This window comes from Lysinibacillus sp. NPDC097287, from assembly GCF_044761695.1.
GTDB lineage: Bacteria > Bacillota > Bacilli > Bacillales_A > Planococcaceae > Lysinibacillus.
In genome coordinates this window covers 105,643-130,484 of record NZ_JBIWCX010000004.1, presented here as the reverse complement: position 1 = coordinate 130,484, position 24,842 = coordinate 105,643, and the positions used below count along the sequence as shown (strand labels likewise).

At 36.2% G+C, this 24,842-nt stretch carries 22 protein-coding genes and 1 pseudogene; 13 read left to right on the top strand and 10 right to left on the bottom strand.

What is annotated here, in order from left to right; translation table 11 throughout:
• Positions 1–93: 93 nt before the first annotated feature.
• From ACIQ2D_RS08005 to ACIQ2D_RS07985, 5 genes and pseudogenes are all read right to left on the bottom strand, one after another.
• Entirely contained in the window at positions 94–675 is a 582-nt protein-coding gene (locus ACIQ2D_RS08005) for a hypothetical protein (protein WP_402862043.1), read from the bottom strand.
• 39 nt (positions 676–714) lie between these two features.
• Entirely contained in the window at positions 715–1,320 is a 606-nt protein-coding gene (locus ACIQ2D_RS08000) for a response regulator transcription factor (protein ID WP_402862040.1), read from the bottom strand.
• Positions 1,317–2,315, bottom strand: a complete 999-nt coding sequence (locus ACIQ2D_RS07995; RefSeq protein WP_402862037.1) for a sensor histidine kinase — start codon at positions 2,313–2,315, stop codon at positions 1,317–1,319. The genes ACIQ2D_RS08000 and ACIQ2D_RS07995 overlap by 4 nt, the downstream gene beginning before the upstream one ends.
• A gap of 133 nt (positions 2,316–2,448) precedes the next feature.
• Positions 2,449–3,582 carry a DUF418 domain-containing protein gene (locus ACIQ2D_RS07990; RefSeq protein WP_402862034.1) on the bottom strand — a complete coding sequence of 378 codons (1,134 nt, stop codon included), beginning with the start codon at positions 3,580–3,582 and terminating at the stop codon, positions 2,449–2,451.
• 396 nt (positions 3,583–3,978) lie between these two features.
• A pseudogene (locus ACIQ2D_RS07985) lies at positions 3,979–4,264 on the bottom strand (AraC family ligand binding domain-containing protein); the annotation flags it as partial.
• A gap of 524 nt (positions 4,265–4,788) precedes the next feature.
• Between ACIQ2D_RS07985 and ACIQ2D_RS07980 the strand changes: the two are divergent.
• The 4 genes from ACIQ2D_RS07980 (at position 4,789) to ACIQ2D_RS07965 (ending at position 10,058) form a co-directional block, all read left to right on the top strand.
• The gene (locus ACIQ2D_RS07980; RefSeq protein ID WP_402862031.1) at positions 4,789–6,549 is read left to right on the top strand and encodes an ABC transporter ATP-binding protein; all 1,761 of its coding nucleotides are present in this window, start codon (positions 4,789–4,791) and stop codon (positions 6,547–6,549) included.
• A 34-nt stretch (positions 6,550–6,583) separates the two neighbouring features.
• Positions 6,584–8,392 carry an ABC transporter ATP-binding protein gene (locus tag ACIQ2D_RS07975; protein ID WP_402862617.1) on the top strand — a complete coding sequence of 603 codons (1,809 nt, stop codon included), beginning with the start codon at positions 6,584–6,586 and terminating at the stop codon, positions 8,390–8,392.
• 620 nt (positions 8,393–9,012) lie between these two features.
• Positions 9,013–9,546 (top strand): hypothetical protein, encoded by a 534-nt coding sequence (locus ACIQ2D_RS07970; protein WP_402862028.1) that lies wholly within the window; start codon positions 9,013–9,015, stop codon positions 9,544–9,546.
• A 125-nt stretch (positions 9,547–9,671) separates the two neighbouring features.
• Positions 9,672–10,058 (top strand): hypothetical protein, encoded by a 387-nt coding sequence (locus tag ACIQ2D_RS07965; protein ID WP_402862025.1) that lies wholly within the window; start codon positions 9,672–9,674, stop codon positions 10,056–10,058.
• Between the two features lie 288 nt (positions 10,059–10,346).
• On the opposite strand, the gene ACIQ2D_RS07960 is transcribed toward ACIQ2D_RS07965, so the two are convergent.
• Positions 10,347–11,537, bottom strand: coding sequence for an MFS transporter (locus ACIQ2D_RS07960; protein ID WP_402862022.1), 1,191 nt, complete (start codon positions 11,535–11,537; stop codon positions 10,347–10,349).
• Between the two features lie 241 nt (positions 11,538–11,778).
• The gene (locus ACIQ2D_RS07955; RefSeq protein WP_402862020.1) at positions 11,779–12,402 is read right to left on the bottom strand and encodes a hypothetical protein; all 624 of its coding nucleotides are present in this window, start codon (positions 12,400–12,402) and stop codon (positions 11,779–11,781) included.
• Positions 12,403–12,734: 332 nt separating this feature from the next.
• Here ACIQ2D_RS07955 and ACIQ2D_RS07950 point away from each other — a divergent pair, with 332 nt between their 5' ends.
• Positions 12,735–13,352 (top strand): NUDIX hydrolase, encoded by a 618-nt coding sequence (locus tag ACIQ2D_RS07950; RefSeq protein ID WP_402862017.1) that lies wholly within the window; start codon positions 12,735–12,737, stop codon positions 13,350–13,352.
• A 65-nt stretch (positions 13,353–13,417) separates the two neighbouring features.
• On the opposite strand, the gene ACIQ2D_RS07945 is transcribed toward ACIQ2D_RS07950, so the two are convergent.
• Positions 13,418–14,134, bottom strand: a complete 717-nt coding sequence (locus ACIQ2D_RS07945) for a class I SAM-dependent methyltransferase (RefSeq protein WP_402862014.1) — start codon at positions 14,132–14,134, stop codon at positions 13,418–13,420.
• 235 nt (positions 14,135–14,369) lie between these two features.
• On the opposite strand from ACIQ2D_RS07945, the gene ACIQ2D_RS07940 reads away from it, so the two are divergent.
• Positions 14,370–14,612 carry a hypothetical protein gene (locus ACIQ2D_RS07940; RefSeq protein WP_402862011.1) on the top strand — a complete coding sequence of 81 codons (243 nt, stop codon included), beginning with the start codon at positions 14,370–14,372 and terminating at the stop codon, positions 14,610–14,612.
• Between the two features lie 300 nt (positions 14,613–14,912).
• Positions 14,913–15,149 carry a hypothetical protein gene (locus ACIQ2D_RS07935; RefSeq protein ID WP_402862008.1) on the top strand — a complete coding sequence of 79 codons (237 nt, stop codon included), beginning with the start codon at positions 14,913–14,915 and terminating at the stop codon, positions 15,147–15,149.
• Positions 15,150–15,312: 163 nt separating this feature from the next.
• Here ACIQ2D_RS07935 and ACIQ2D_RS07930 read toward each other — a convergent pair whose 3' ends face one another.
• Positions 15,313–16,920: a glycosyl hydrolase family 18 protein gene (locus tag ACIQ2D_RS07930; RefSeq protein WP_402862005.1), complete on the bottom strand. Its 1,608-nt coding sequence runs from the start codon at positions 16,918–16,920 to the stop codon at positions 15,313–15,315.
• Positions 16,921–17,352: 432 nt separating this feature from the next.
• On the opposite strand from ACIQ2D_RS07930, the gene ACIQ2D_RS07925 reads away from it, so the two are divergent.
• Positions 17,353–18,105, top strand: a complete 753-nt coding sequence (locus tag ACIQ2D_RS07925) for an alpha/beta hydrolase (RefSeq protein ID WP_402862002.1) — start codon at positions 17,353–17,355, stop codon at positions 18,103–18,105.
• 518 nt (positions 18,106–18,623) lie between these two features.
• Here the strand turns inward: ACIQ2D_RS07925 and ACIQ2D_RS07920 are convergent.
• Complete coding sequence (locus tag ACIQ2D_RS07920; RefSeq protein WP_402861999.1) at positions 18,624–19,673, bottom strand: NAD(P)/FAD-dependent oxidoreductase; 1,050 nt, start codon at positions 19,671–19,673, stop codon at positions 18,624–18,626.
• 146 nt (positions 19,674–19,819) lie between these two features.
• Here ACIQ2D_RS07920 and ACIQ2D_RS07915 point away from each other — a divergent pair, with 146 nt between their 5' ends.
• The 5 genes from ACIQ2D_RS07915 (at position 19,820) to ACIQ2D_RS07895 (ending at position 24,808) form a co-directional block, all read left to right on the top strand.
• Entirely contained in the window at positions 19,820–20,611 is a 792-nt protein-coding gene (locus ACIQ2D_RS07915; RefSeq protein WP_402862614.1) for an ABC transporter ATP-binding protein, read from the top strand.
• Between the two features lie 15 nt (positions 20,612–20,626).
• The gene (locus ACIQ2D_RS07910) at positions 20,627–21,553 is read left to right on the top strand and encodes an iron-hydroxamate ABC transporter substrate-binding protein (protein ID WP_402861996.1); all 927 of its coding nucleotides are present in this window, start codon (positions 20,627–20,629) and stop codon (positions 21,551–21,553) included.
• Between the two features lie 24 nt (positions 21,554–21,577).
• On the top strand, positions 21,578–22,579 hold the full coding sequence (locus ACIQ2D_RS07905; protein ID WP_402861993.1) for a FecCD family ABC transporter permease: 1,002 nt from the start codon (positions 21,578–21,580) through the stop codon (positions 22,577–22,579).
• Positions 22,572–23,579, top strand: coding sequence for a FecCD family ABC transporter permease (locus tag ACIQ2D_RS07900; RefSeq protein WP_402861990.1), 1,008 nt, complete (start codon positions 22,572–22,574; stop codon positions 23,577–23,579). Before ACIQ2D_RS07905 ends, ACIQ2D_RS07900 begins: the two co-directional genes overlap by 8 nt.
• A gap of 251 nt (positions 23,580–23,830) precedes the next feature.
• Positions 23,831–24,808 (top strand): nuclease-related domain-containing protein, encoded by a 978-nt coding sequence (locus ACIQ2D_RS07895; RefSeq protein WP_402861987.1) that lies wholly within the window; start codon positions 23,831–23,833, stop codon positions 24,806–24,808.
• Positions 24,809–24,842: the final 34 nt, after the last annotated feature.

Below are 24,842 nucleotides of genomic sequence, written 5' to 3'. Positions count from 1 at the left end.
TTATTATTTTTGATATGTATGGTGATATAGTTTATCTAAGATATCTAGATGGAGCTAAACGATAAAATGTATTGAAATAATTAAATTTGAATTTTAATATATTCCCTCAGAAATAATGTAACCTTCTTTATCATATACAAAAAAATTTGCTGGTGTACTTTTGGTATCCATTGTGTAATATTCAGGTAACTTTTCAATTTTTACGAACGTTTTTATCGTATCTACATCATTAATAAACTGATATTGCTTGTTTGCGGTTATAACTTTTATTTGGTCAATATTTAAGGTTGGATTTCGTCCGAAAACGACACCATAGAATCCTTTATTGGTTTCAAATTCACGATAGTTAATCGCTCCTTCTGCTCTAACACTCTCCAGCTGAAGGCGCTGATTCCATCCTTCTTTAAAAATAGCGAATCCATATAGCTTATTGTCAAACAATACATGTGCAAACCATGTATCGGATTCTCCTAATTGTAACCATTCCACAATCTCTATATTTAAAAAGTCATTTATTGCTGATAAAGAAGAGTCATCGTTCTTGTCATAAAACTCATTTATATATTGCTCTGCTTCAACCTTAGAGTTTTTAATATTATAATCGCTAAAGTGAAAAATAATATAGAAAATAAAAAGAATCACACCAAGTATCGACAACTTCATTCTTTTTTTCAAAATATCACCTCCTTGTACTTTAGATTTAGGATAGTATCATTAAATCCAGCCCTTGTCACTTGCAATGTTAACAGCTTGTTGTCTGGATTTTACTTCGAGCTTTTGAATAGAGGTCGATAGATAGTTTCGAATAGTGCCTTTTGTTAGATATAATTTTTTACTTATTTCATTTGTTGTACAACCTTCTTTGACAAGTTGTAGAACAGCGATTTCTCGTTCGTTGAGAGGGTTTAGTTCTTTCATAAATAAAGTAGCCGCCAAATCTCTACTGACAACCTTGTCTCCGTTGTTTACTTTTCGAATGGCTTCTATCAAGTAATCAATAGGTTCATCCTTCAGCAAATACCCAAATACATCACAATCCATCGCTTTTTGTAAATATCCAGGTCGTGCAAAAGTAGTAACAATCATAACTTTACAGGGTAAATGAGCACTTTTTATTTTTTCAGCAAGTTCAAGTCCGGTGAGATAGGGCATTTCAATATCTAATATACAAACGTCAGGTACTTCTCTTTGTATAACCTCCCAAGCTTTTTGACCATCTGCTACTTCTGCAATTACTTGGATATCGGGCTCGAATGCCAGTAAAGATGTTAAGGCTCCACGTAACATTTGTTGATCTTCAGCTAATATGACACGTATCATATACTCTGCACCTCTTTTCTAGAATGTAGTATAGGCAGTTTTAACGTAACAATGGTTCCACCAGTTGCTGTATTGTCAATCGAAGCGGTCCCTTGAAGGGCATTCATCCTTTCCTTCATAGAAGAGATGCCATTGCCCAGACCTTGATTTTCTAGACCTATACCGTCATCAGATATTTTTAGATAATATAAATGGTCAATACAATTAATCTCAACGATACAAGTTTTGGCCTGACTATGCTTGATAAGATTTGTTGTGGCTTCTCTAAGACATAAGGCGAGCATCGTTTCTTCTACGCTTGCTAATAGAGTATTGGTACGCTTATTGTTTAATTTGAAAGAAATATTAGCTGTTTGTAATAGGTTTTTACAATGTAAAAGCTCACTTTCTAACGAGATAAAATTCATATCTGACACGATTTCTCTTACTTGCTTTAGAGCAGTGCGTGTCGTAGATAATATTTCATCTAACTCATCTTTAGCTCTATTTGGATCTCTGTCCATCAATTTTGTTGTCAACTCGGTTTTTATTTTAATCATTGTTAAGGTATGACCAATCGTATCATGTAGATCCCTTGCAATACGTTGCCTTTCGTCTTGTTGTACGAGTTGGGTATTAACCGCTGCCAACTCAACTTTTAAGCTTTTTGTTTTTTCTACAAAGTAAATAAGCAAAGGGAATACTACTTGAATCATCATTGTAGGGATTATTATCGGTTCTTCTATTTTAAATAGCTCGCCAGTCTCAACCCATAGAACAAAGATGAACATAATGGCAATAGCAAGCATTACCGAAGCAATATGCCATTTGACTTGTGCTCTCCCAATGAAATCGGCAAACATTAATCCGAAAACTAACATGTTAGAGTCTATAAAAATCCCCAAAATTGTAATGAGGGAGAGGCCAGTTAATGTAGCCAGATGAAGGCGCCAATCCCTATACCATAATGAAAAATAAAACGCCATTAAGAATAAACTAAGGATAATAATTTTCACTAGTATCGATAAATCAGAGTCAGAACCTAATACAATTGATATTAAAAAAATAATAGATACTACGTCGATAATTAAATATTGTTTTGCTTGATCTTTTGGATAAATTTTTATATTTTACACCAACCCTTGTCGTTTATTTATTTGCGACGGCTTGAACGGTATGTTTTCGAATCCATTCCAAAGGTCCAACATGAAAATGTTTTATACAAATATGAGCAATGATGAGTTGGAGAAGGGAAAGGGTAACCCAAATGGCAATAACCTCAATGCTATTTAGCTTTCCACCTAATCCTAAGCCCCACCCATAGAAAATAAATGATGCTATCATATTTTGTAGGACGTAGCAACTTAAAGACATTTTACCGACTTGCCCAAATCGCATCCACAGCCAATCTGCTTTCTTATATTCTATCAGTTTACCAAAAATACCAATATAACCAAGTGACAGAATTGGTGCAAATAAATAGCGAACGGGTAAATCAAAAGCTCCACCAGGAACAAAGATAAGGAGATTTAAAGGTACACCAATAGTCACCCCAATAGAAAACAACTTTTTACGAGCCTGACGACCAAATTCATCTTGAGAAAATACGCCGTTACGCATTAATCTTATGCCCATTAAAAATAAGAAGATATTCATCGGAATAATAAAGATTGCTTCCGTTCTAAAAAACCAAAAATTCGTTAAACGATTGTTTATTTGTTCAAACCAAGTACCATTTTGATAGATACTAACAATCGCATCGGTGGAAGGTAAGGTTACATTAGCACCTTGTAAAGCACTTATTAATATTAGTAGTATAATAAATGCATGAAATCCTCCAACCATATACAATGTGCGGTTAATGGCCTTATTTCCAGCCTTTACAATAAAAGCAACGACTATCGCCGTCACAGCGTAACTCATCAAAATGTCATATTCCATTACCAAAGTGAAATGGATAAACCCCTCTACAAACAAGAATAAAACAGTCCAAATATAGACACCCGGCCAAGCATTACCTTTTCGCATTGCTTGTTGATATTTCAATTCGAGCCCAACACCAAACATAATAGTCAGCAGTCCGAGCAGCTTCCCATTTACGAAAAATAAGACAAGCATTCGAGGAAAATCATTCAATGACCACCAACCAGCATAAGCACTTGTCGTAATGTAAGATAAGTCCCCAAGATAAGCAAAAATCCAAATGTTTGTACCCAGTGTTCCTAATACAGCAAATCCACGTAAAATATCGATTAAAGGCAGTCTTTGCGTACTATTTATCATCCATATCACTCTCTCTATGTTTTCTTATAATTAAATGATACAGAGGAATAGATATGATTCACATTCACACCCGTCAAAAGTACTTTGTGACAGGAGTCATATTGTTATAATTTTATTGATAAAGGGGGAAGGGATGCTTAATAATTACCCTCCTGTTTTTTAGTAAATCAGTGTCCGGTCGTTTAAATTACTTAAGCATAGAGCTGTGAAGTGCAAATAAAATCGTTTGATTTTTACGCCTAAAATATGTATAGCACCGCCAGCATGTGACGGTGCTAAAAGTTATAAAGATATTTATCTTTGAACATGCTAAATGGCTGTTTTTACTCCAAGCCCTATTAACATTACACCAGTAGACTTTTGGAAGATTGCTTGGAACTTAGGTTTATTCAGCCACTTTTTCATGATCTCTGGTGCCACATTGATGCACCGATAATCCAATATTTTGCCGTCTATCTGCTCGCAACTGTGTGAATCATAAGGGTTAAATAATAATAAATCACCTGGTTTAATTATGTATTCTTCACCTTTACAAACTAAAGAACGTGGACCTTCTTCTATAAATCCAATCACATAATATTCACGGAAGTAAGATGGGAATTTTTTGTATGATTCCTTTAAGTCGATAAGCTTCGATATTTAGTTCAGAATCAAGGTAAAGCGTTCGAATTTCATTTAACATCCAGATTCTCCTTTCGTAAAGACAACTTTAGAATAACTTGTATGATAAATCTTTTCTTGTATGATATTGCGCTTGTGTATCGCCTTGATTTGTCCCGCATCTTTATAGCCGGAAGGTACCGCTAATAAAGGTTTAAAAAACTAGGGGAATCTGTTTGGAAATTTAAAAGTGAGCGCGCATAATAAACGTTATGAGTGCTCAGATACCTGAGTGAGCGATTACTTAAGCCTAGGATACCTGCATTTAAATCATGGTAAATAATTTTAGCGGTTACGTTCGTTATTTTTAACCCATCCTAGAAATGTTAATATTCTTCTTTTTTTATCTCATTTGACATTGCCTATTAATTATAAGATTGCTGTTGATTGGAGTGGAGGTTGGACGCCCCCGGAAAGCGCCCAGCCGGAATGGAAATCAACCTACCACTTTAATAGTGATAATGAAGATTGGTGAAAAAACACGCCTGTACTGATAATAAAATGAATTGTGAAAATCTTATACTAGAAGATAAAGGGGGAGCAGTCATGCTTAGAATATTTAAATACATGCAAAGAAATGAATGGCTTTTTGTTTGTATAAGTCTTGTATTTATCGTCGTACAAGTATGGCTTGATTTAAAGCTGCCAGACTATATGGCTGAAATTACGACACTTATTCAAACAGAAGGCACAACGACTGCCGATTTACTTGCACCAGGTAGCTTTATGCTGTTATGTGCAGTCGGTAGTATGATGGCAGCGATGGTAGTTGGTTATTTTGCCGCAAGGGTAGCGGCGGGCCTATCAAAACGCTTGCGCGCACAGGTATACGAAAAGACAATGATGTTTTCAATGGAGGAAATCAATAATTTTTCAACTTCGAGTTTAATTACACGATCGACGAATGATATTACCCAGATTCAGCTTATTATCGCGATTGGCTTACAGGCCATTATTAAAGCGCCTATATTAGCAGTATGGGCAATTGTGAAAATTTCCGGAAAGAGCTGGCAATGGTCAGTTGCAACAGGTGTATCAGTATTTGTGTTAATCATTATGTTAAGCGTAGTGATTTTATTTGCGCTTCCTAAATTTCAGATTATACAAACCCTAACTGATAATTTAAACCGTGTGACGAGAGAAGGCTTAACAGGACTTAGAGTAATTCGTGCCTATAATGCCGAACAGTTTCAACATACTAAATTTGAACAAGCGAATGAACAATTAACAGCTACCAATTTATTTGTAAATCGTGTGATGGCTATTATGATGCCAGGTATGACCTTTATTATGTCTGGACTTAGCGTGTCGATTTATTGGTTGGGTGCTTATATTATAAATGAAGCAAATGCGATGAATCGTGTTCAGCTTTTCTCAGATATGGTGGTCTTTAGTTCGTATGCAGTTCAAGTAGTGATGGCGTTTATGATGCTAAGTATGATTTTCATCATGCTTCCTCGTGCTGCTGTATCGGCGAAAAGGATACTTGAAGTGTTAGACACAAAATCCACAATAACAGATGGTGCGAAGATTGAAGGCTTGCCTGGAATGGTGGGCGATGTGGAATTCAGAAATGTTGATTTTGCTTACCCAGATACAGAAGAACCGATTTTACACAATATTAGCTTTACAGCAAAAAAAGGCGAAACTGTGGCTTTTATAGGTTCAACAGGTAGCGGTAAAACAACTGTGGTCAATTTGATTCCTCGCTTTTATGATGCCACAAGAGGGGAAATACTCGTTGATGGTGTCAATGTAAAAGAATATACGCAAGAAGCATTACGCAATAAAATTGGTTATGTTTCACAAAAGGCTATTTTGTTTAGTGGAACTGTAGCTTCGAATGTAGCGTACGGTAAAAATCGTCAGGATGATACACAAGAATTCTTGAAAAAAGCGATTGAAATTGCCCAAGCGAAGGATTTTGTAGAAGAGCGTGAGGGACGATATGACAGTGAAATTTCTCAAGGCGGAACAAATGTATCAGGTGGTCAAAAGCAGCGTTTATCTATTGCACGTGCCATTTATCAACAGCCGGAGATTTATATTTTCGACGATTCTTTTTCGGCGCTCGATTATAAGACCGATCGTTTATTGCGCACAGCATTAAAAGAGCTAACAGCAGAGGCTACAACCTTAATTGTGGCACAGCGTATAGGAACGATTAAAGATGCAAATCAGATTATTGTATTAGATAACGGGCAAATTGTAGGCAAGGGTACACACGCAGAATTACTGAAAAATTGTCCTACCTATATTGAAATCGCCTACTCACAACTTTCAAAGGAGGAGCTAGAAGATGAATAAACCAAATCCATCTACACCAGGGCCACCTCCTAAGATGGGGAAACCTCCAGTTGGCGGAGGTCCACCAGGAATGGGGCCAATGATTGGAGAAAAACCAAAACAATTTAAAGCTACTATGCGTGAATTAATCGAGTATGCAAAACAATATATTCCATTTGTTATTATTGCACTTGTACTTGCATTAATAGGCGCTATTTTAAATGTAGTCGGCCCTGATATTATAAGTGAGATGACCAATACTATTGCCGCAGGGTTAGCCACATCAATTAATCTAGATGAAGTAAAACGCTTAGGCATGATTCTTGCCTTAATGTACGGTTTTGGTTTGTTATTTAATTATGTTCAAGGTTTTACGATGGCAACAGTAACACAACGAATTACGAAGAAAATGCGTACAGATATTTCTGATAAAATGCCGCGTATTCCTTTAAAATATTTCGACAAAACGAGTATCGGGAATGTACTAAGTCGCGTAACAAATGATGTTGATACAATCGGTCAAACATTAAATAATAGCTTAGGTTCTCTTGTTAGTGGGCTTGCTACGTTTGTAGGTGCCATCGTAATGATGTTTTATACAAATTGGATTATGGCAATCTCGGCGATTTTATCAACGATTATAGGCTTTAGCTTCATGTCCTTTATTATGAAGGGCTCACAAAAGTACTTTATCGCACAGCAAAGGGAGCTCGGATTGATAAATGGTCATATTGAAGAAACCTATGCGGGTCATTCAATCGTAAAAGCGTATAACGGTGAAGAAAATGCGAAGAAGGTTTTCCATAATATCAATGAGCGACTATATACAAATGCGTGGAAATCTCAATTTATGTCCGGCTTAATGATGCCGGTGATGATGTTTGTCGGTAATTTCGGCTATGTAGTCGTTTGTGTAGTAGGTGCCATTTTAGTGAATAATGAAGTCATTCAAATTGGTACAATTGTGGCATTCATGATGTACATTCGCTTATTCACACAGCCACTTGCCCAATTGGCACAAGCTGCAACAAGTATGCAGTCTACCGCCGCAGCAAGTGAACGCGTATTTGAGTTTTTAAAGGAAGAAGAATTAGAAGATGAAAGCGAAAAAACACAAAAACTTTCTAGCGTAAAAGGAGATGTGGAGTTTAAAAACGTTCGTTTTGGATATGATGAAGAACACACCATCATTAACAACTTTTCTGCTAGTGTAAAGGCAGGTCAAAAAGTTGCTATTGTGGGTCCTACTGGTGCTGGTAAAACGACATTAATCAATCTATTAATGCGTTTTTATGAAGTAAATGAAGGGGAAATCACTATTGATGGCACACCAATTCATTCATTAACGCGTGAAAATATCCATGATCTGTTTTGTATGGTCCTCCAGGATACGTGGATATTTGAAGGGACAATCCGAGAGAATATCGTGTTTTCTAAAGAAAATGTAACAGATGAACAAGTGGAACAAGCTTGTAGAGATGTTGGTTTACATCATTTTATTAAAACTTTGCCTAAGGGGTATGATACAGTGCTCAATGATAAGGCTAACTTATCAGCAGGGCAAAAACAGCTGATAACCATAGCTCGTGCGATGATTGAAAATGCGCCACTACTCATTTTAGATGAGGCAACAAGCTCAGTCGATACAAGAACAGAGATATTGATCCAAAAAGCGATGGATGAGTTAGCTAACGGAAAAACATCCTTTGTAATCGCACACCGTTTATCTACGATTAAAAATGCAGATTTAATCATTGTCATGAAAGATGGCGATATTATTGAGACAGGTAACCATGAGGAACTTCTTGCAAAGGGTGGCTTCTATGCAGATCTTTACAACAGTCAATTTGAGGACGCTTCTTAATATTGATAGAGTTATTTTGGATACACGGAAATTGTTTAAGAAGGATTCGTGGTTTAAAGATATTTATGATGAAAGATATGGAAAATTATTTTTCGGAAATAAAAACGAATTTATTAGATTTCTGAATAAACAGCTAAAATAAAAGCAACAATCTTTGTGAAAAGATCCAACAAAAAGAAGCGAACCGCAATGTTAAAATACGGTTTGCTTCTTTTTTGAAAATCTAAGTAAACTAGAAGCAAACGGTGAGTTATTAATGAAACTGCCTGTTGGAGCAAAATAAATCGACACCTTTAAAATCGTCTATCCATTACGAAGATAGACGGTTGTTTTAGGAAATCATCGACACCTATAAATCTCTCATACAACCACACAAAAAAGCATATCCTAGAGGTGTTACTAATCAATTGTATTTAGAAAACACTTTCTGTATGTCTTGTGTTCACTTATGCAAGAGCGAAGAAGGGGGATAGAGCGGCTTTAAGAGACATACGGAGATGTAAATCCTGCACCGCAATCAAACTCTCTTTCTATAGCCTATTTTCAGGCTGATAGTGTATTTTAAAATATTGGAAAATTAAAAATTGATTCGCCAATAAAAACTATCGGGAGGTCACTTGATGTCACATACTGCAGTTCAACATTTATATTTCAAAAAATTTTTGGGTAACTTGAATACCACTTCAGCTCATTCTCGGTCGATGAAGTTGATAGGCGCCTTTCAGTTTGATATGCAAAACCCGAAGTTGGAGAAGCTTAAAAAAAAGTTTATTAAAAGCTTATTCAAACAAGCACCTAAGAAATTCTTTTTACATCCAACAGAGAATGAAAACGAGCCCTCTATTTATTTAGTTTCTAAAAGCTTAAAGTCTGTGATGGCTATAGCTATGGACACTACTAATAAGAAACATCTTAGTTTATACAATTCTCCATATATATTACATTTACGGCATATACATTCTTACCGAAAAGGCGAAGGAAGAGAATTAATGCAAGCGTACAAAGAGATTCAAAAAGAGTTGAACATTCCAGGAGCTTTATACGCTGAATCAGAAGAATTGGTTGACTACTATAAACAATTCGGTTTTGAAAACCTAGGGAAGCTAGGAGATAGCGGGGAGTTTTTAATGAAGCTGCCTGTCGGAACAAAATAAACCAATAACTTTGCAACCATTTATCTGCTCAACGGATAGATGGTTGTTTTATTAAACTAGTTTAAATCTATCTAATTTTGACAATACTGAAGTTAAAAGCAAACTAACTCAAAGGGGGATTCTTTATGGAAAAACTAACTATAGTAGTGAAGACGTTGGAGTACAAGAAGCTTAGAAATGAGAATTTGTCGCTAGCCTATGAAAAAACTGAAAAGGTTCACGGTATTAGTAGAAGTGAGTGTGTAGAAAAATACTATGAAAAAGTTAACCAGTATAAAGAGATATTCGAAGCGGAAAAAAATGCTGCAACTGCAAGTAAAATCGCCCACGGTTTAACTATGTATGAATTCTCACCGAACCCCAATGTAGCCTATTATGTTGAATTACATAAAGATGATGCGATAATTGACACACAAAGTCTTGGTTGGGTTGAACTAGATGGAAATTTCGATGAGGATTTTATGAGAAGAGAACTTCAATTAGTTTTAAGCGCTGTTTGCTATCCTACTTAAGAGCAAACACAACAAGTATAGAGGATGATAGCAATCAATTAGATTTAGATAGTATCCCTTTGTAAAGAAAAATGCGATTTAACTTTGTATATTATCACCCTGTTGGAAAATAACGAAAATTAATGAAATTAAAGTTGTTGCAGGAACGCGTGACCGTTCTGAAATGCTAGAAAGAAGAAGTATCAAAGGATAACTAAACGTCCGTGATACTTCTTTTTTTCAATTTTACATACTGGGATTACTGAACTTGCATTAATAATGGCATGCCAAGCGTTTGTTGCTTCTGTTTTATGCTGATTTCTTTTGTTTTTGATCTAAAAAATAACTAAAGAAAGTTAGCAGACTTGCGCAGACTGCAACTATCCCACCGACCCATGTAACATTCATTAAATTCCCCTGATGGTATACAATTCCACCTAATGCAGAACCAAAAGCGATACCAACGTTACTTGCCACTGGCATAAGTGAAGCAGCGAGTCCTGTTGCTTTTGGCTGATAAATTTCGGCGAGGTCAATTAAATAAAGCTGAGTAGATGTTGTTAAGAGAATGGCCATTAACGACATCAAGCCAATGTTTACTAGTCCTAAAATGAAATGATTTGTAGTCCAAAATAAACTTGTCAGAACAATTGCCTGCACGAGAAATACAAATCGAAGGCGACCGATGGCATTGTGGCTGGCAATTTTACCGGCAAGGATGTTGCTGAAAATCGAGATAAATCCGTATCCAAATAAGACTAAACTAATTGAATGATTTGGTACCTCCATCCCCTTCAAGATAGGAACAAGGTACGTAAAGACGGCATAAGTTGCGCCAAATCCGAGAGCAGGAATGAAAAAAGCCATCAAAATTCTTGGATTGGTCAATAAAGATAACTGATCCCGTATCGAACTGCGTATTTGGCTGAGGCCATTAGGTAAGACGAAGAAGGATGCAAAAAATGCCAATCCTCCTAGGGAAGTAGTTAACATGAAAGTGGCATTCCAGCCGTAAGATTCTGCGATGACAATACCAATTGGCACTCCAACGACATTTGCAAGTGTGAAACCACCGAAAACGAATGATATAGCAAGACCACGTTTTTTAATCGGCATGGTTTCACTTGCTACAATCATGGCTAGAGAGATTAATACGCCTGTTACAATCGCTGTTAAAATTCGAAGTGCAAGGAACAGGATGTAGCTAGTCGAGATTACACACAAAGCATTTAAGACGATGAAAGTTCCTATCAAAAATAACATCCATTTACGCTTTGGAAAATGACTTGTTGCCGACATCACTAGTGGTGTGGCGATTGCAAACGTAATGGCAAAAGCTGAAACGAGTGTGCCTGCTTTTGCATTTGTTATTTGAAAGCTCGATGAAATATCGGTTAAGATTCCGACAATCACAAATTCGCTTGTCCCGAGAACAAATGTTAATAAAGAAAGTGTTAAGATTAGCAACCAATGTTGCTTGGATAATTTTGTTGAGTCCATAAATACCTCTATTCTAAGATGAATGTAAATGTGTCATATAGTAGATACACAACCTTAACATCATACCAAAATAATTTTGCGAGAAAAACCTTTTCTTATCTATTGGAGGTTATTGGATTACTAGAAACTTAAATGCAAGGTGAATTAGTGAAGTTTGTTTTTATGTAATTAAGTCGAAAACAAATAAAGGTGACTAAAATTTTGTATGTTTTCGACTTGTCGCTAAAGTACGAGCCTATCATTAACATTTGTACTTAAACTTAGGTTCTGTCTGAATATAAAAAGCATTTCTTACTTGTGCACACCAATTTGCAAAAGCTGATCTCCATTCAGGCGTGCTAAAGAATTGATCAACAGTTTGCGTTTCAGAATGCCAAACTATAAATAGGTTAAGTGGGGCAATTCCTCCAGCCCAAATTCCGTTATTTGCGTCAGTATCTTCTTCCCGTACTAATAATAAGGGTAGGCCAAATTGAAAAGCCATTGAAGGTTCTACTTGTGAATAAACTGAGCCTTCCCAGACCGGAGTTGATGGAGGCGGGGGTCCTTCATTGACCGCAACTGTCTGAATTTTAAATCGGCGGAAGTTTACTGCCAACATGCCATAGCTTGATGAAACTAACCGACGAATATCAGTTAATATAGATTCGGGATAACTTTCGCTTAAAGGTAATGTGCGTGGAAAAAGTAAAGCATCCTCAATCTCTAAAATGAGACGGTTTAGAAACCGTTGTTGGTTAGCATTCAAATGAGTTGTTGTACTTAAAAATATGGGAATACGATATGCGCGGTCAATACACGCTTGGTGAGCAGGTTCTATTTTTGCATGCTCTTTACGTAAAGAACTATGCTCGTTATTACTCATTGTCTCACCTCCTTTTTATAGTAGTATATGAAAAAGGAATAAGTGAGTTTGGACAAAACAGCTAGATTGCCTATAATGTAAAATCAACGCTTTGAAGAAATCTACAAAGTTTCTGTGTAGGGGGACAGCAAGCCCTTACTAGTTGATGGCTTAATATGACGATTGAAATCTAGTGTAATTTGCAGTAAAGTAACCCTATAAAGAAGCCTTACTGTAGGTTGATTGTCGAAATTTAACCTAAGCAGAAATGGATTCTTATTTCATTTGTTTTATACAAAATCTTGATAAATCGGTGAATAATTCAGGTAAAGCATTGAGGTGAGGGGAATCTTATGTTCCTAGATAAATTAAAGAATCAATTAAATCAAAATCAATACCAATTTATAGGGGAAGAGACGGCTTTTCGTGCAGCTGTTTTAATCCCTTTAGTGTTAGTGAATGGGGAATGGCATATACTATTTGAAGTACGTTCATTCACTATGCGAAAACAGCCAGGTGATATTAGTTTTCCAGGTGGTCGAATTGATGCAACAGATTCATCCCCATTGGCAGCAGCCGTACGAGAAACGTCTGAAGAATTAGGTGTCGATCCAAAATCGATTAATGTTGTAGGACAATTAAGTCCTTATATTGCATCTTCTTCTTTTGTTACATACCCATTTGTTGCAACTATTGATTACGACCAAATCCTGCATGCTTACAACAAAGAGGAAGTGGAAGAGGTATTTACTGTTCCAGTGAAATGGCTATTGAATTATGAACCATATATGCATGAAGTATCTTTTGAACTAGTACCTTTACCAGACTTTCCTTTTGATAAAATTGTAAATGGTACACAGTATCAGTGGAGAACTCGTTCAATGGAAGAGTGGTTTTTTGATTACGAGAAGTATACAATTTGGGGTTTAACAGCGAGGATTTTAAAACATTTTATTCAAATAATCAAATAATCAAATGTGGAGTAGGTGGTTTTGTCTATGAACAAACCTCCTACTCTTTTCATTTCAGCGACAAACTATTTCGTACACGAATAAATTCTATAATCTAAAATTCCGGCATATTTTATGTGCATATCATAAAGTTTATCCATTATTTCGTGAAGTTCAGGTTCAATATCTTCTGAGTATTGAAATTCAGGTTCTGATGAGATTGATTTGTTATTTTGTATGCGAATATATTTAAAACCTGCGCGTTCTAATAAGGCAACCCAATCCTTTTTCATGGAGCAGGAATCAAAACCATAGAATTTTTTGATTTCCTGTTCACATTGCTCCTCGAGCTGTTGGTTAATTGTAAACTCGATAGCAATGAACCGACCGCCACTTTTTAGTAAACGGTAAATTTCTTTAAGAGCTCTAGGCTTATTGACAAAAGAAAGGACAGATTCAGAAATGATAATATCAAATTTCTGATCCGGTAACGGAATTTTTTCGATGGAACCTTGCAATATTTTTACGGGTAAGCGATCTTTTTTCATTCTCCTCTTTGCCTTTGCCACCATTATCGAATTGATATCAATACCAGTTACATTTGCTTCGTACTTGTTAGCTAAGTAGGCAGCAGTTTGGCCTGTACCACACCCTACATCTAAAATGTAAGAAGTGTTGCTAACGCTTTCAGCTTTGAATATTTCCTCAGTTAGATTAATCCCACCAGGATGTGCACCACCAACGCCAAATTTGGACAAGAAATCTAGATATTTGGAATTCTGTATTAGAAACACCTTCTTCATTCGTCATGTTTCTATAATATGAAATTAAAAATAGTATGGTTCCTACATCAGAAAAAGTTGACTTGACAAGAAACTTATATAAGAAGGTCAAAGGGGAAATATTACTTAAAATATGATGAAATGGAAAATTAAACAATAGAGTTCAATATTTTCTTGCAAGACTTCTACGAAAGTCTAATCCATAAAATAATACAGACATATACTATTTAAAAGTTTCATGATAGGAGGTGAATTGATGCCATATTATCCACCGAATTCTAGAAAAAGACCACTCCCACCAGCATATAGACAAGGTTATGGTCCTCCTTATCAAGGGATGCAAGAGCAACCTTTCTATTACCCTAACCAACAATCCCCAGTATCTAGATTTGGAAGATTACCAAGTCATTTAAATACCATCATGGGCCATGCAGGAAGGATATCATATGGGGTAAATATGTTAAGACAAATGGGATCATTAATAAGTTTCTTTAGATAGTTAATCTGGATGGAAGATGAATAATGGATTGCACATCAATGGAATTAATGTTGATGTGCTTTTTGTGTGATGTGTTGAATGGCTTAATTGAAGGTTTAACTGGAATATTATTTGGTTTGGCTACATTTTTAAATTGAATAATGATCAACGTAGTATACTTAAAGTTACAGGAGAAAGTTATTTAACTCCAATAAACGCCAAAACTGCATTAATGAAGATGTGAGAAAAAAGGATTTTGGTAATATTTGTAGTATAGTAGTTTGTAAAAAAGCAAACACAAGTAGATTTTGAGGTGATAAAATGTTGATTTTATGGCAACTTTCATTAGTAATTTTAATTTTCTCTTTAATTGTAGCGATAGTAAAAAGTTCTTGGGTATACATGCTAATAAGTACAATTTCTTTCTTCCCAATTGCATTCTATTTTTTTGGTGCAGTTAATGCTTGGAAATATGTAGGGTTGACGCCAATCGTGTTACTCACAATAACTAGATTTATGTGGTTCAAAAGTAAGGAAAAAATCGAGATGAATTTCTAAATAGTCAATCACGTTGGTTCTGGCTATGGATGATTGCTTTTCACATAGTAGGGGAATGTAAATTAAAAACAGGGCTGAGTCTACACACCATTGTAGATCAAGCCCTGTTTTTGCTATGATTTATTTAGCAACTTTCACTTAGAAGAAGAGTGTGCTAATTATTTTACTTTGGATACTTTTCTAAATCGCTACTTGCACGATTAACCATCGCTGCTACCTGCGCGCGTGTTACAAAGTCGTTTGGATAAAATCCACCGTCTTCTTTACCTTTAATAATACCCTTACTACTTAGTTTTAAAATTTCTTCATATGCCCAGTGTCCTTTTTGAACATCAAAAAATGGAGATTTAATCGTAGTATCTAATGGGTAATCTAGTATTCTCGCCATTATTGCTGATAGTTGAGCTCTTGTAACTCGGGAATTTGGTTCAAAGATGTTTGGTTTTGTTCCATTCACGATATTATACTTATGTGCTAGTTCAATAGCCTTTTTTGCCCAATGGTCGGTAGGGACATCAGTAAAGTAATTTGGAACGGGTTCGTTTTTCTCATTTAAACCAATCGCGTTTGTAAGAATCGATACAGCTTGAGCTCTTGTTAAATCACTATTTGGGTCAAATGTATATTCAGTTTTCCCCTTAATCCAGCCTTTTTTATAAAGGGACATAATGTCCTTCTCAGCCCAATGATTTTCTGAATCTATAAAATTATGTTCTCCATTTGCCCAAGCTGAATAGAAATTCCATATTCTTGGCTCTTCTTGCGTTAAGCTCCAACTACCAGTTCCTCTTAAATTGTATTTTTGTACTAGGCGTAATTTATATTTTAAAGATAGATCATTTTCATACCATAATGTGTAATTCCCTGGTGTTAGCTTTTTCCCACTAATATACGTAGGTGCATCACTGCTTTTCACTGTGAATTTTGCATAAGGTGATTTTGAGGCATTATCAAAATAGACCTTTCCTTTATATTTATTCACTAGGTTTGGTATATTTTTATTCGAAACACCGTAACCACCTTTTGATTCGCTATCATTCCAGTATCGGCCGTAAAACGGAAGACCTAAAACTATTTTTTTTGAATCAACACCTTGTTTTAATAAAAATTTAATCGAGTTTTCTACAAATGATAAACTTGCAACAGGACCTACTGGACCACCTGTCCAACTTTCATCATAAGCCATTAACATTAAGTAATCAGTATAGTTACTGAGTTTTAAAAATTCATAGGATCCATGCCATCCTGCTGTCCATCCATTAGGATTTGCAGCAACCGCTATTGATAATGTTTTATCTTTAGGCATTTTCTCTCGTAATAATCGAATGAAATCTGTAAATGATTCCTTATCTGTATGGTTTAAATTCTCAATATCTACATCTAAGCCATCTAAATTATTTTTTACTACAGCATCTGCAAGTTGAGTAGATAAATTTTCTCTATTTTTCATAGCAGTTTGCCCTAATTTTCGATCAAAATGATTGGAAAGAAACGGAACTACTTTTAATCCTCTTTTGTGTAAATCTTGTATTAAATTTTTATCAATTAAAGTTTTTAAACTACCATCAGCGTTTAATTCAAAGAATAAAGGTGTCGCTGTATTTAACGCACCTGAAGTCATATCTATGTTTTTTAAATAGCCGCTAGAAGAGCTGCCATATAAATAACTTAAATGAACGTCATTTACTGATGCATCAACACTATATGGAGAGGCAAATAATGTAATTAACAGAGAGGGGATTAGCAAATAATTAATCAACTTCCTATACATTACTTTACTCCTACTTTCGTTTAATATTTTGTACGCTTTATTATCTATTAGTTAGGTATGTAATTTCAACTATAAAAATATGGATTCATTGAGTTATTTAGTAAATTTAAGATATCAGTTGTAGTAGATGTAGAGAATCAGCCATATTTATAAAGATTCACAATTTGCAGTTTATAATCGGATGTAAATATTTGACGTTGGCGTGTCATAATAGTAAGTCTCATCAAATTAATAGTCTAAGTGAACAATGCCTTATTTTAACTGTCCGACTTACTATTTTCCATGTCAAAATGAATTTATTAACAGAAGAAAACCCTTTAAAAGAAATAGTACTCAGAATATTAAATTTACTAAAAATAATCAAATTGATATAATGTAAGTGAAAATTTGCTTAAAAGCGATTGAGGAGATTTTTTGAGGGGAGGAATTTTTTTGGCTGAAAAATATCCAATTATGCAAGGTTCAGAACCGTTTTATGCAGAAGGTAACCATGTAGGGATTTTAGTGTCACATGGTTTTACAGGTTCACCGCAAAGCATGAGACCTCTGTGTGAAGCCTATGCGGGAGTCGGTTATACAGTCTGTGGTCCGTTATTGAAAGGACATGGCACTCACTATGAGGACATGGCACAAACAACATATCAAGATTGGATTCATTCGATCGAAGTGGGTTATCAATGGCTTCAAGAGCGCTGCGATACAATTTTTGTCACGGGTCTTTCTATGGGTGGTACGCTGTCATTACATATGGCAGAGAAGTATCCTGAAGTGCGAGGAATCATTCCTATTAATGCGGCAGTGGTATTACCAGCAATGGAGTCAATGCGCCACATTACAAATGTACAGTTTTTAGATGGCATAGGTTCAGATATTAAGAAACCTGGTGTGACGGAGCTTGCTTATGAAAAGACACCAGTCCGCTCTATCAATGAAATATTAAATTTAGTAGAGGAAGTGAGGAAACAGCTGTTTAAAATTACATGTCAGACATTAATTTTGGTTTCCGACGAGGACCATGTAGTACCACCGTATAATTCACAAATCATTGCGGAGGGTATACAGACTACGGAGAAGGAAATTTGTCGACTAGAAAATAGTTATCATGTCGCGACGCTAGATAATGACCAAGAATTAATTATTAATAAAACATTAGCATTTATAAAAAAGGTTTTATCGGAAGTCTGAGAGTATAATATATTTTAATGTAAATGGTATCACTAAGATCTACGGTACTGGCTCTTTTTTGTCTAACTTATTTATCCTGTTGAAAATATCTCCAATCTTCTTTTTTAAGAAGCCGGAGATATTTTTCTTTATTTAAATCTCTAATGAGGGAAAATAAATCATAAATATTGAAGAGGGTGATTGTAACATTTAGCGAAAGCGTGCCTGCAATTAGATGATTATCAATGTAAGAAAGTGATTCTGAAATTACTAAATATTTAAGTAGATGATATGAGGGTGATGTTTTAAATGAACTTCCGCATCGAGTATATAATTGTAAAACTAAAATGATAACTCCTTATTTGAATAATCATGATGATATTCCTTTATAGATATTTGGGAACAATTATTCTTTAGTTTTCATCATCAAAAAAGCCAGCAGAAAAAAATCGCTGCTGGCTTTTTGATATTGATGTTATTCAGTTTATTTACAAGAGTTTACAGTAAAGAATTTTGAAAAGAGAAGAGGTTCTTTATGTTTATTTTACCTGTAAAAGCTGTTTTTCAATAATTGAACGATTCTTCTCTTTGAATGCCTCGTTATGGGAAGAAACCATAGCATTGCGATGTGCTGTTGGTTCTAAGTATGTTTTAATCGAGTTGACGGCGTTCGCTGCATCTTGGAAAGTGCCTAGAAGCAGATGGATTTTTCCTTCGAACGATATAATGTCACCCGCTGCAAAAATACCGGGCTGTGCAGTTTCTCCCGTAGCCTTTCCTTCAAAGTAATAGTTATCTTTTTTAGGGATGGCAATAGAGGGTTCAAAGGCCAATGAAGCTTCTCGGTTATAGCCATGACTGACAATGACTTCGTCGATTTGACGTGTGTAACTTTGTTTAGTTTGTGAATTTTCACATGTTACTAATTGGATGGCTGTTTTATCTGTATTGGCAGTTAGCTTTGTAATAGATGTGTTACATTCGATTTTCACACCAGCATCCAGAGCTTCTTGAATCGTTGCCTCGTGTGCAGATAGTGTTTCATTTCGATAGACAACCGTTACGCTATGTGCGATTGCGTGTAGTTCAACTGCCCAGTCGAGTGCGGCATTCCCACCGCCAGAAATAATGATATCTTTGCCTAAAAAGCGTTGTAAAGACTGCACTGTATAATGCAGATTCGTCATTTCGTACTTTTCTGCACCTTCTAATGTAAGCTTTTGAGGGTTAATAATGCCACCACCAACCGCTAAAAGAATTGTTTTAGAATAATGTATTTCTCCCTGTGCTGTATGTAAAGCAAAAATATCATTTTGACGTTCGATGTAGTCAACTTTTGTTCCAGTTAAAATCGTTGGATCAAAAGTTTTTGCTTGAGTAATTAATTGCTTCACAAATTGCTCGCCTAACACTGGGGGATGTCCACCAATATCCCAAATCAATTTTTCAGGATAAAGTAAAACCTTACCACCGAGTTGTTCCTGACTCTCAATTAGCTTTGTTTTCAATCCTCTTAAACCACTATAAAAAGCGCTATATAGTCCTGCAGGCCCACCGCCAATAATTGTTACATCGTAAACATCATGCATTTTCTTATCCACACCCTTAAAAATAATAAAAAACTATTTGACAAATTCATAGTTGATAACTAGACTAACCTTAGTGATAATGATTATCAATACAGCTTGGTGAGGCAATCATATCATGTATATATGTAAAAAGAAAGAGAGGGTACATTTTGCGTTTACAAATTGAATCGATTCGTGTTGGCTACGAGGACAAAACAATTGTGCATGATTTATCGCTTCAAATTCCAGATGGTAAAATCACAACAATTATTGGCTCGAACGGCTGTGGTAAATCTACATTGTTAAAAGCGATAACGAGAATTTTGAAGCATGAGAGCGGACAAGTTATTTTGGATGGTCAAAGTATTTCAGAGATGAAAACGAAGGAATTAGCAAAAAAACTTGCAATCCTGCCACAAAGTCCAGAAAGTGCACATGGTTTAACAGTGGAAGAACTCGTATCTTACGGTCGATTTCCATATCAAAAGGGCTTTGGCAATTTATCGCAAAAAGATAAGGATGTCATTGACTGGGCTTTGAAAGCTACAAAAACAGATGCGTATCGAACGTATTCGGTCGATGCATTATCCGGTGGGCAACGTCAACGCGTGTGGATCGCGATGGCACTTGCACAGGAAACCGACATTATTTTCTTAGATGAGCCAACAACCTATTTAGATATGGCGCATCAATTGGAAGTTTTAGAATTACTGCGTGAACTTAATGAAAAGGAAGGGCGCACAATTGTTATGGTGCTACATGATTTAAACCAGGCAGCACGTTTTTCTGACTACATTGTGGCACTCTCAAAAGGACAGCTTGTGAAATTTGGAACAGCAGAGGAAGTCGTTGTACCAGAAGTGTTAGAGGAAGTCTTTCATATTGATGCAGTGATTGGCAAGGATCCACGAACAAATAAGCCAATGTGTATTACATATAACTTATTACAAACGATTTAAAAGGGGATATTTAACATGAAAAAATGGCTTTTACCAATGTTTATGATGGTCGCATTAGTGCTTGCAGCTTGCGGCAATAGCGATAAAGGTGAAGAAAATATAGATAAGGGTGCAGGAAAAGACTCGTCAGCAGAAACAATTACTTATGAATCTGAAACAGGTCCTGTTGAAGTACCAGCTGATCCGAAACGTGTAGTTGTGTTATCGTCATTTGTTGGGAATTTATTACAACTTGGTGTCAATGTTGTTGGTGTTGACTCATGGGCGGCAAAGAATCCAAACTTCCAAGATGACATTAAAAATGCTGAAGTGGTGGAAAATACAGATATTGAAAAAATTCTTGAGCTAGAACCCGATTTAATTATTGGTTTAAGTGGAATTGAAAATGCGGATAAATTAGCAGAAATAGCACCGACAGTATTATTTACGTACGGTAAATTTGATTATTTACAGCAATTTATTGAAATCGGTAAGGTAGTAAACAAAGAAAAAGAAGCAACAGAATGGGTAAAGGACTTTGAAGTACGTGCTGCAGAAGTGGGTAAAAAAATTAAAGAAAAAATCGGTGAGGATGCAACTGTTACAGTCGCAGAAAGCTACAATAAACAATTGTATCTTTATGGAGAAAACTGGGGTCGAGGAACAGAAATTTTATATCAAGCAATGGGCTTAAAAATGCCTGAAAAAGTGAAGGAAGTGGCATTGGAACCAGGTTATTTCGCGATTTCACAAGAGGTATTTGCTGATTACGCAGGTGATTATGTCATTTTTAGTACGTTTATGGACCAAGATAATGCATTTACAGAAGCTGCATGGTTTAAAGATTTAGAAGCAGTGAAGAACGGTCAATTATTCGAAGTGAACGGTAATGTATTTTACTTTAATGATGCAAAAACATTAGATTACCAACTAGATTTCTTTGAAGAGAAATTTTTACAATAATTTCAGTAGAGAGTAGCGAAGGCAATGACTAAGTTTCGACAATTTCCGTTTTGGCTTAAAGTGTTGCTCGTATTCATCTTATTAGTTGGTACTGCCAGTATTTCGTTATCTTTTGGTGCTGCGAATACGACTTTGAAAGATGTTTATGAAGCAATGCTTGGACAAAGTGGCGGAAAGCATTATTCTATTTTACGCGAAATTCGATTCCCACGTATTATTGCGGCAATCTTTGTCGGTAGTGCCTTAGCGGTTGCGGGGGCGATTATGCAGGGAGTCACAAGAAATCCATTGGCTGATCCTGGACTTCTTGGACTTACAGCAGGTGCAAATGCGGCACTTGCTCTCACGATGGCTTTTGTAGCCAACACCTCATATTTAATGCTTATTTTTGCATGCTTCGTCGGTGCTGGTGTAGGGATGGTCATTGTGTATGGTATTGGCGCTTCTACTAAGAGCGGTTTTTCCCCGTTAAAACTAGTTTTAGCAGGAGCAGCCGTTTCTGCTTTGTTACAAGCGATTGCAGATGGTACAGGTATTTTATTTAATATTTCAAAAGATGTATCGATGTGGACAAGCGGTGGGTTAATCGGCACAACGTGGCAGGCACTCATTATTGTGCCGTTTATCGTAGTTGGGTTAGTAGTAGCATTTATTTTTAGCCGTCAGTTAACGATTTTAAGTTTGAACGAAGAAGTAGCTGTCGGTTTAGGACAAAATACGACGATGATTAAAGTCGTGATGATGGCAGTAGTTGTTGTATTAGCGGGTGCTGCAGTGGCACTTGTTGGGAATCTAGCATTTGTCGGTTTAATGGTACCGCATATTGTGCGTGCCTTTGTTGGAACAGATTACCGTTTTGTATTGCCAATGAGTGCGTTAGTGGGTGGTTGGTTTATGCTGACAGCAGATTTTGTCGGCCGTATGATTAATTCACCATTTGAAACGCCAGTTGTGGCAATTATTTCGATTATTGGTCTCCCATTCTTCTTACTGATAGTACGTAAGGGAGGTCGTCAATTTGCTTAAAGCGGGGCGAAAAAAACAACGGACATGGCTAGTTGTTTGGATATTGTTGACATTAGCCATTTTCGTAATGGGCATCTCGATGGGTGCTGCTTCGGTATCTATCGATCGTATATTACCAATACTATTCGGAGATGGTAGTTTTAAAGAATCATTCGTATTGTTTTCGGTACGTTTGCCAAGATTATTTGTTTTGGCTGCAGCGGGGATGGCATTAGCATTAGCAGGTGCTGTGCTACAAGGCGTGACACGAAATGATTTAGCCGATCCAGGAATTATTGGGATTAATGCTGGTGCAGGTGTAGGTATTACATTGTTTTATTTATTTGTAAAAGGTGATTTACCACATTTTGCGTATGTTCTACCAGTAGTTGGATTTATCAGTGCGATGCTAACGGCATTATGTATTTACTTCTTTTCGTTTAAGAAAGGTCAAGGTGTGCAACCTGTACAGTTAATCTTAATTGGTGTGGGTGTAGCTTCTGCATTATCAGGTGTGATGATGATGTTAATTTCTTCAGCCGAGCGAAGTGATGTGCAGTTTATCGCGCAATGGCTTGCTGGTAGTGTATGGGGCACGGATTGGCCGTTTTTATGGGCGCTGTTGCCATGGTTGATCGTGTGTATTCCGTATATTTTCTATAAGGCAAATGTCTTGAATGTCCTGGCCATGACTGAACAAACGGCGATTGGCTTAGGGATAAACATTCAAAGGGAGCGACTACAATTGTTAGTGGTGGCGGTAGCGCTTGCTGCAGCGGCGGTTTCTGTTACTGGTGGGATTGCCTTCATCGGTTTAATGGCACCGCATATTGCCAAACAACTCGTTGGACCACGCTATCAATTCTTTTTACCATTAACATTATGTATCGGGGCAAGTTTATTAATGTTCGCTGATACGATAGGCCGAGTGGCGATATCCACGGCGACAGTGCCAGCTGGGATTGTGGTCGCATGTATCGGTGCACCGTACTTTTTATATTTACTACGCAAAAACGACTGAATGGATTTCCGTTCAGTCGTTTTTTTTTGGGGGAGACGGATAAACCTCAAGAATTGACGGATAAATTTATTAACAGACAGATAAATCGTAGAATAATACAATTATTTTTAAAAATCGAAGGATAAAGTAGGAAAAGGACGCTATAAATAATTGTGATAAATTAATTTTCCCACATGTGTATTTCAAGTTTTTGCGAAGTGCTTTTTTGTCCGAGATTCTGTCCTATAATTGAGGAAAAAAGGAGTGATTGAATGATAATTTTGCCACGTAAAATCTCTGATACTCAAAGAGTTTTGGAGGCTATTGAACGAAGATTACCTCCGACACATGAAGATTTCTCTTATTATAGTGAGCAGTTACGCCGAGTGAAGGCTGGATTTGCAGGAGAACAGCGCGTTGATCGGGAATGGATAGAGATTGATTTGCCACAACCACATTATTTTCTACATGATTTACAAGTTACGAATCGCTTCGGCAACACGCATCAAATAGATACAATTCTTCTTTGTCCATATATTTTTTTAGTCCTTGAAATTAAAAACATCACTGGTTTTATTGAGATAGATGAACAATTCCATCAATTTAATCGTACAACAGCTGAAGGACGCGTTGAAGGAATGTCAAATCCATTTCATCAGATAGAGCGTCATGTAGAATTGCTTAGCCGGAGGATGAAAGAAGAAGGGATTGTAGTACCTATTAAATATGCAGTAGTTTCAGCTACAAAAAATGCCATACTTTCACCGAGTTTGCATGGACGGTCAATTTTTCATGTAACGGGCTTGCGTCTTGAAGTAAAAAAGTTGTTATCACAATATAGGAACCCTTCAGTAGACCCTAGTAATTTGGAGCAATTTATGAAGACATTACTTGCAATGCATGTTCCAAAAAAGCGAGAAATTAAATTGCCTGTAAAAGATCTGATAACCGGTGTGCTTTGTCCAGATTGTAAGTATAAGCAGCAAATGTATTATTCCAATAATAAATGGTTTTGTTTATGTTGTGGGAACAGAAATTTAGCATCAATGTATAGTGCAATGATAGATTATCGATTGTTAGTTAGTGAGACTATTACGAATAAGGATTTCTGCGCATTTTTTGGCGTAGGATCCACGAATGTTGCATATAAACTACTGAAACACATGAAATTAGTAGAGAGTGGTGCAAAGAAAAACCGGACATATAGAATTCCGGAATTTGTTGGAGAAATTTATGAGTCAGACGGATAATTGTTGAAAGCGACGGATAAACATGTAAGTGGGA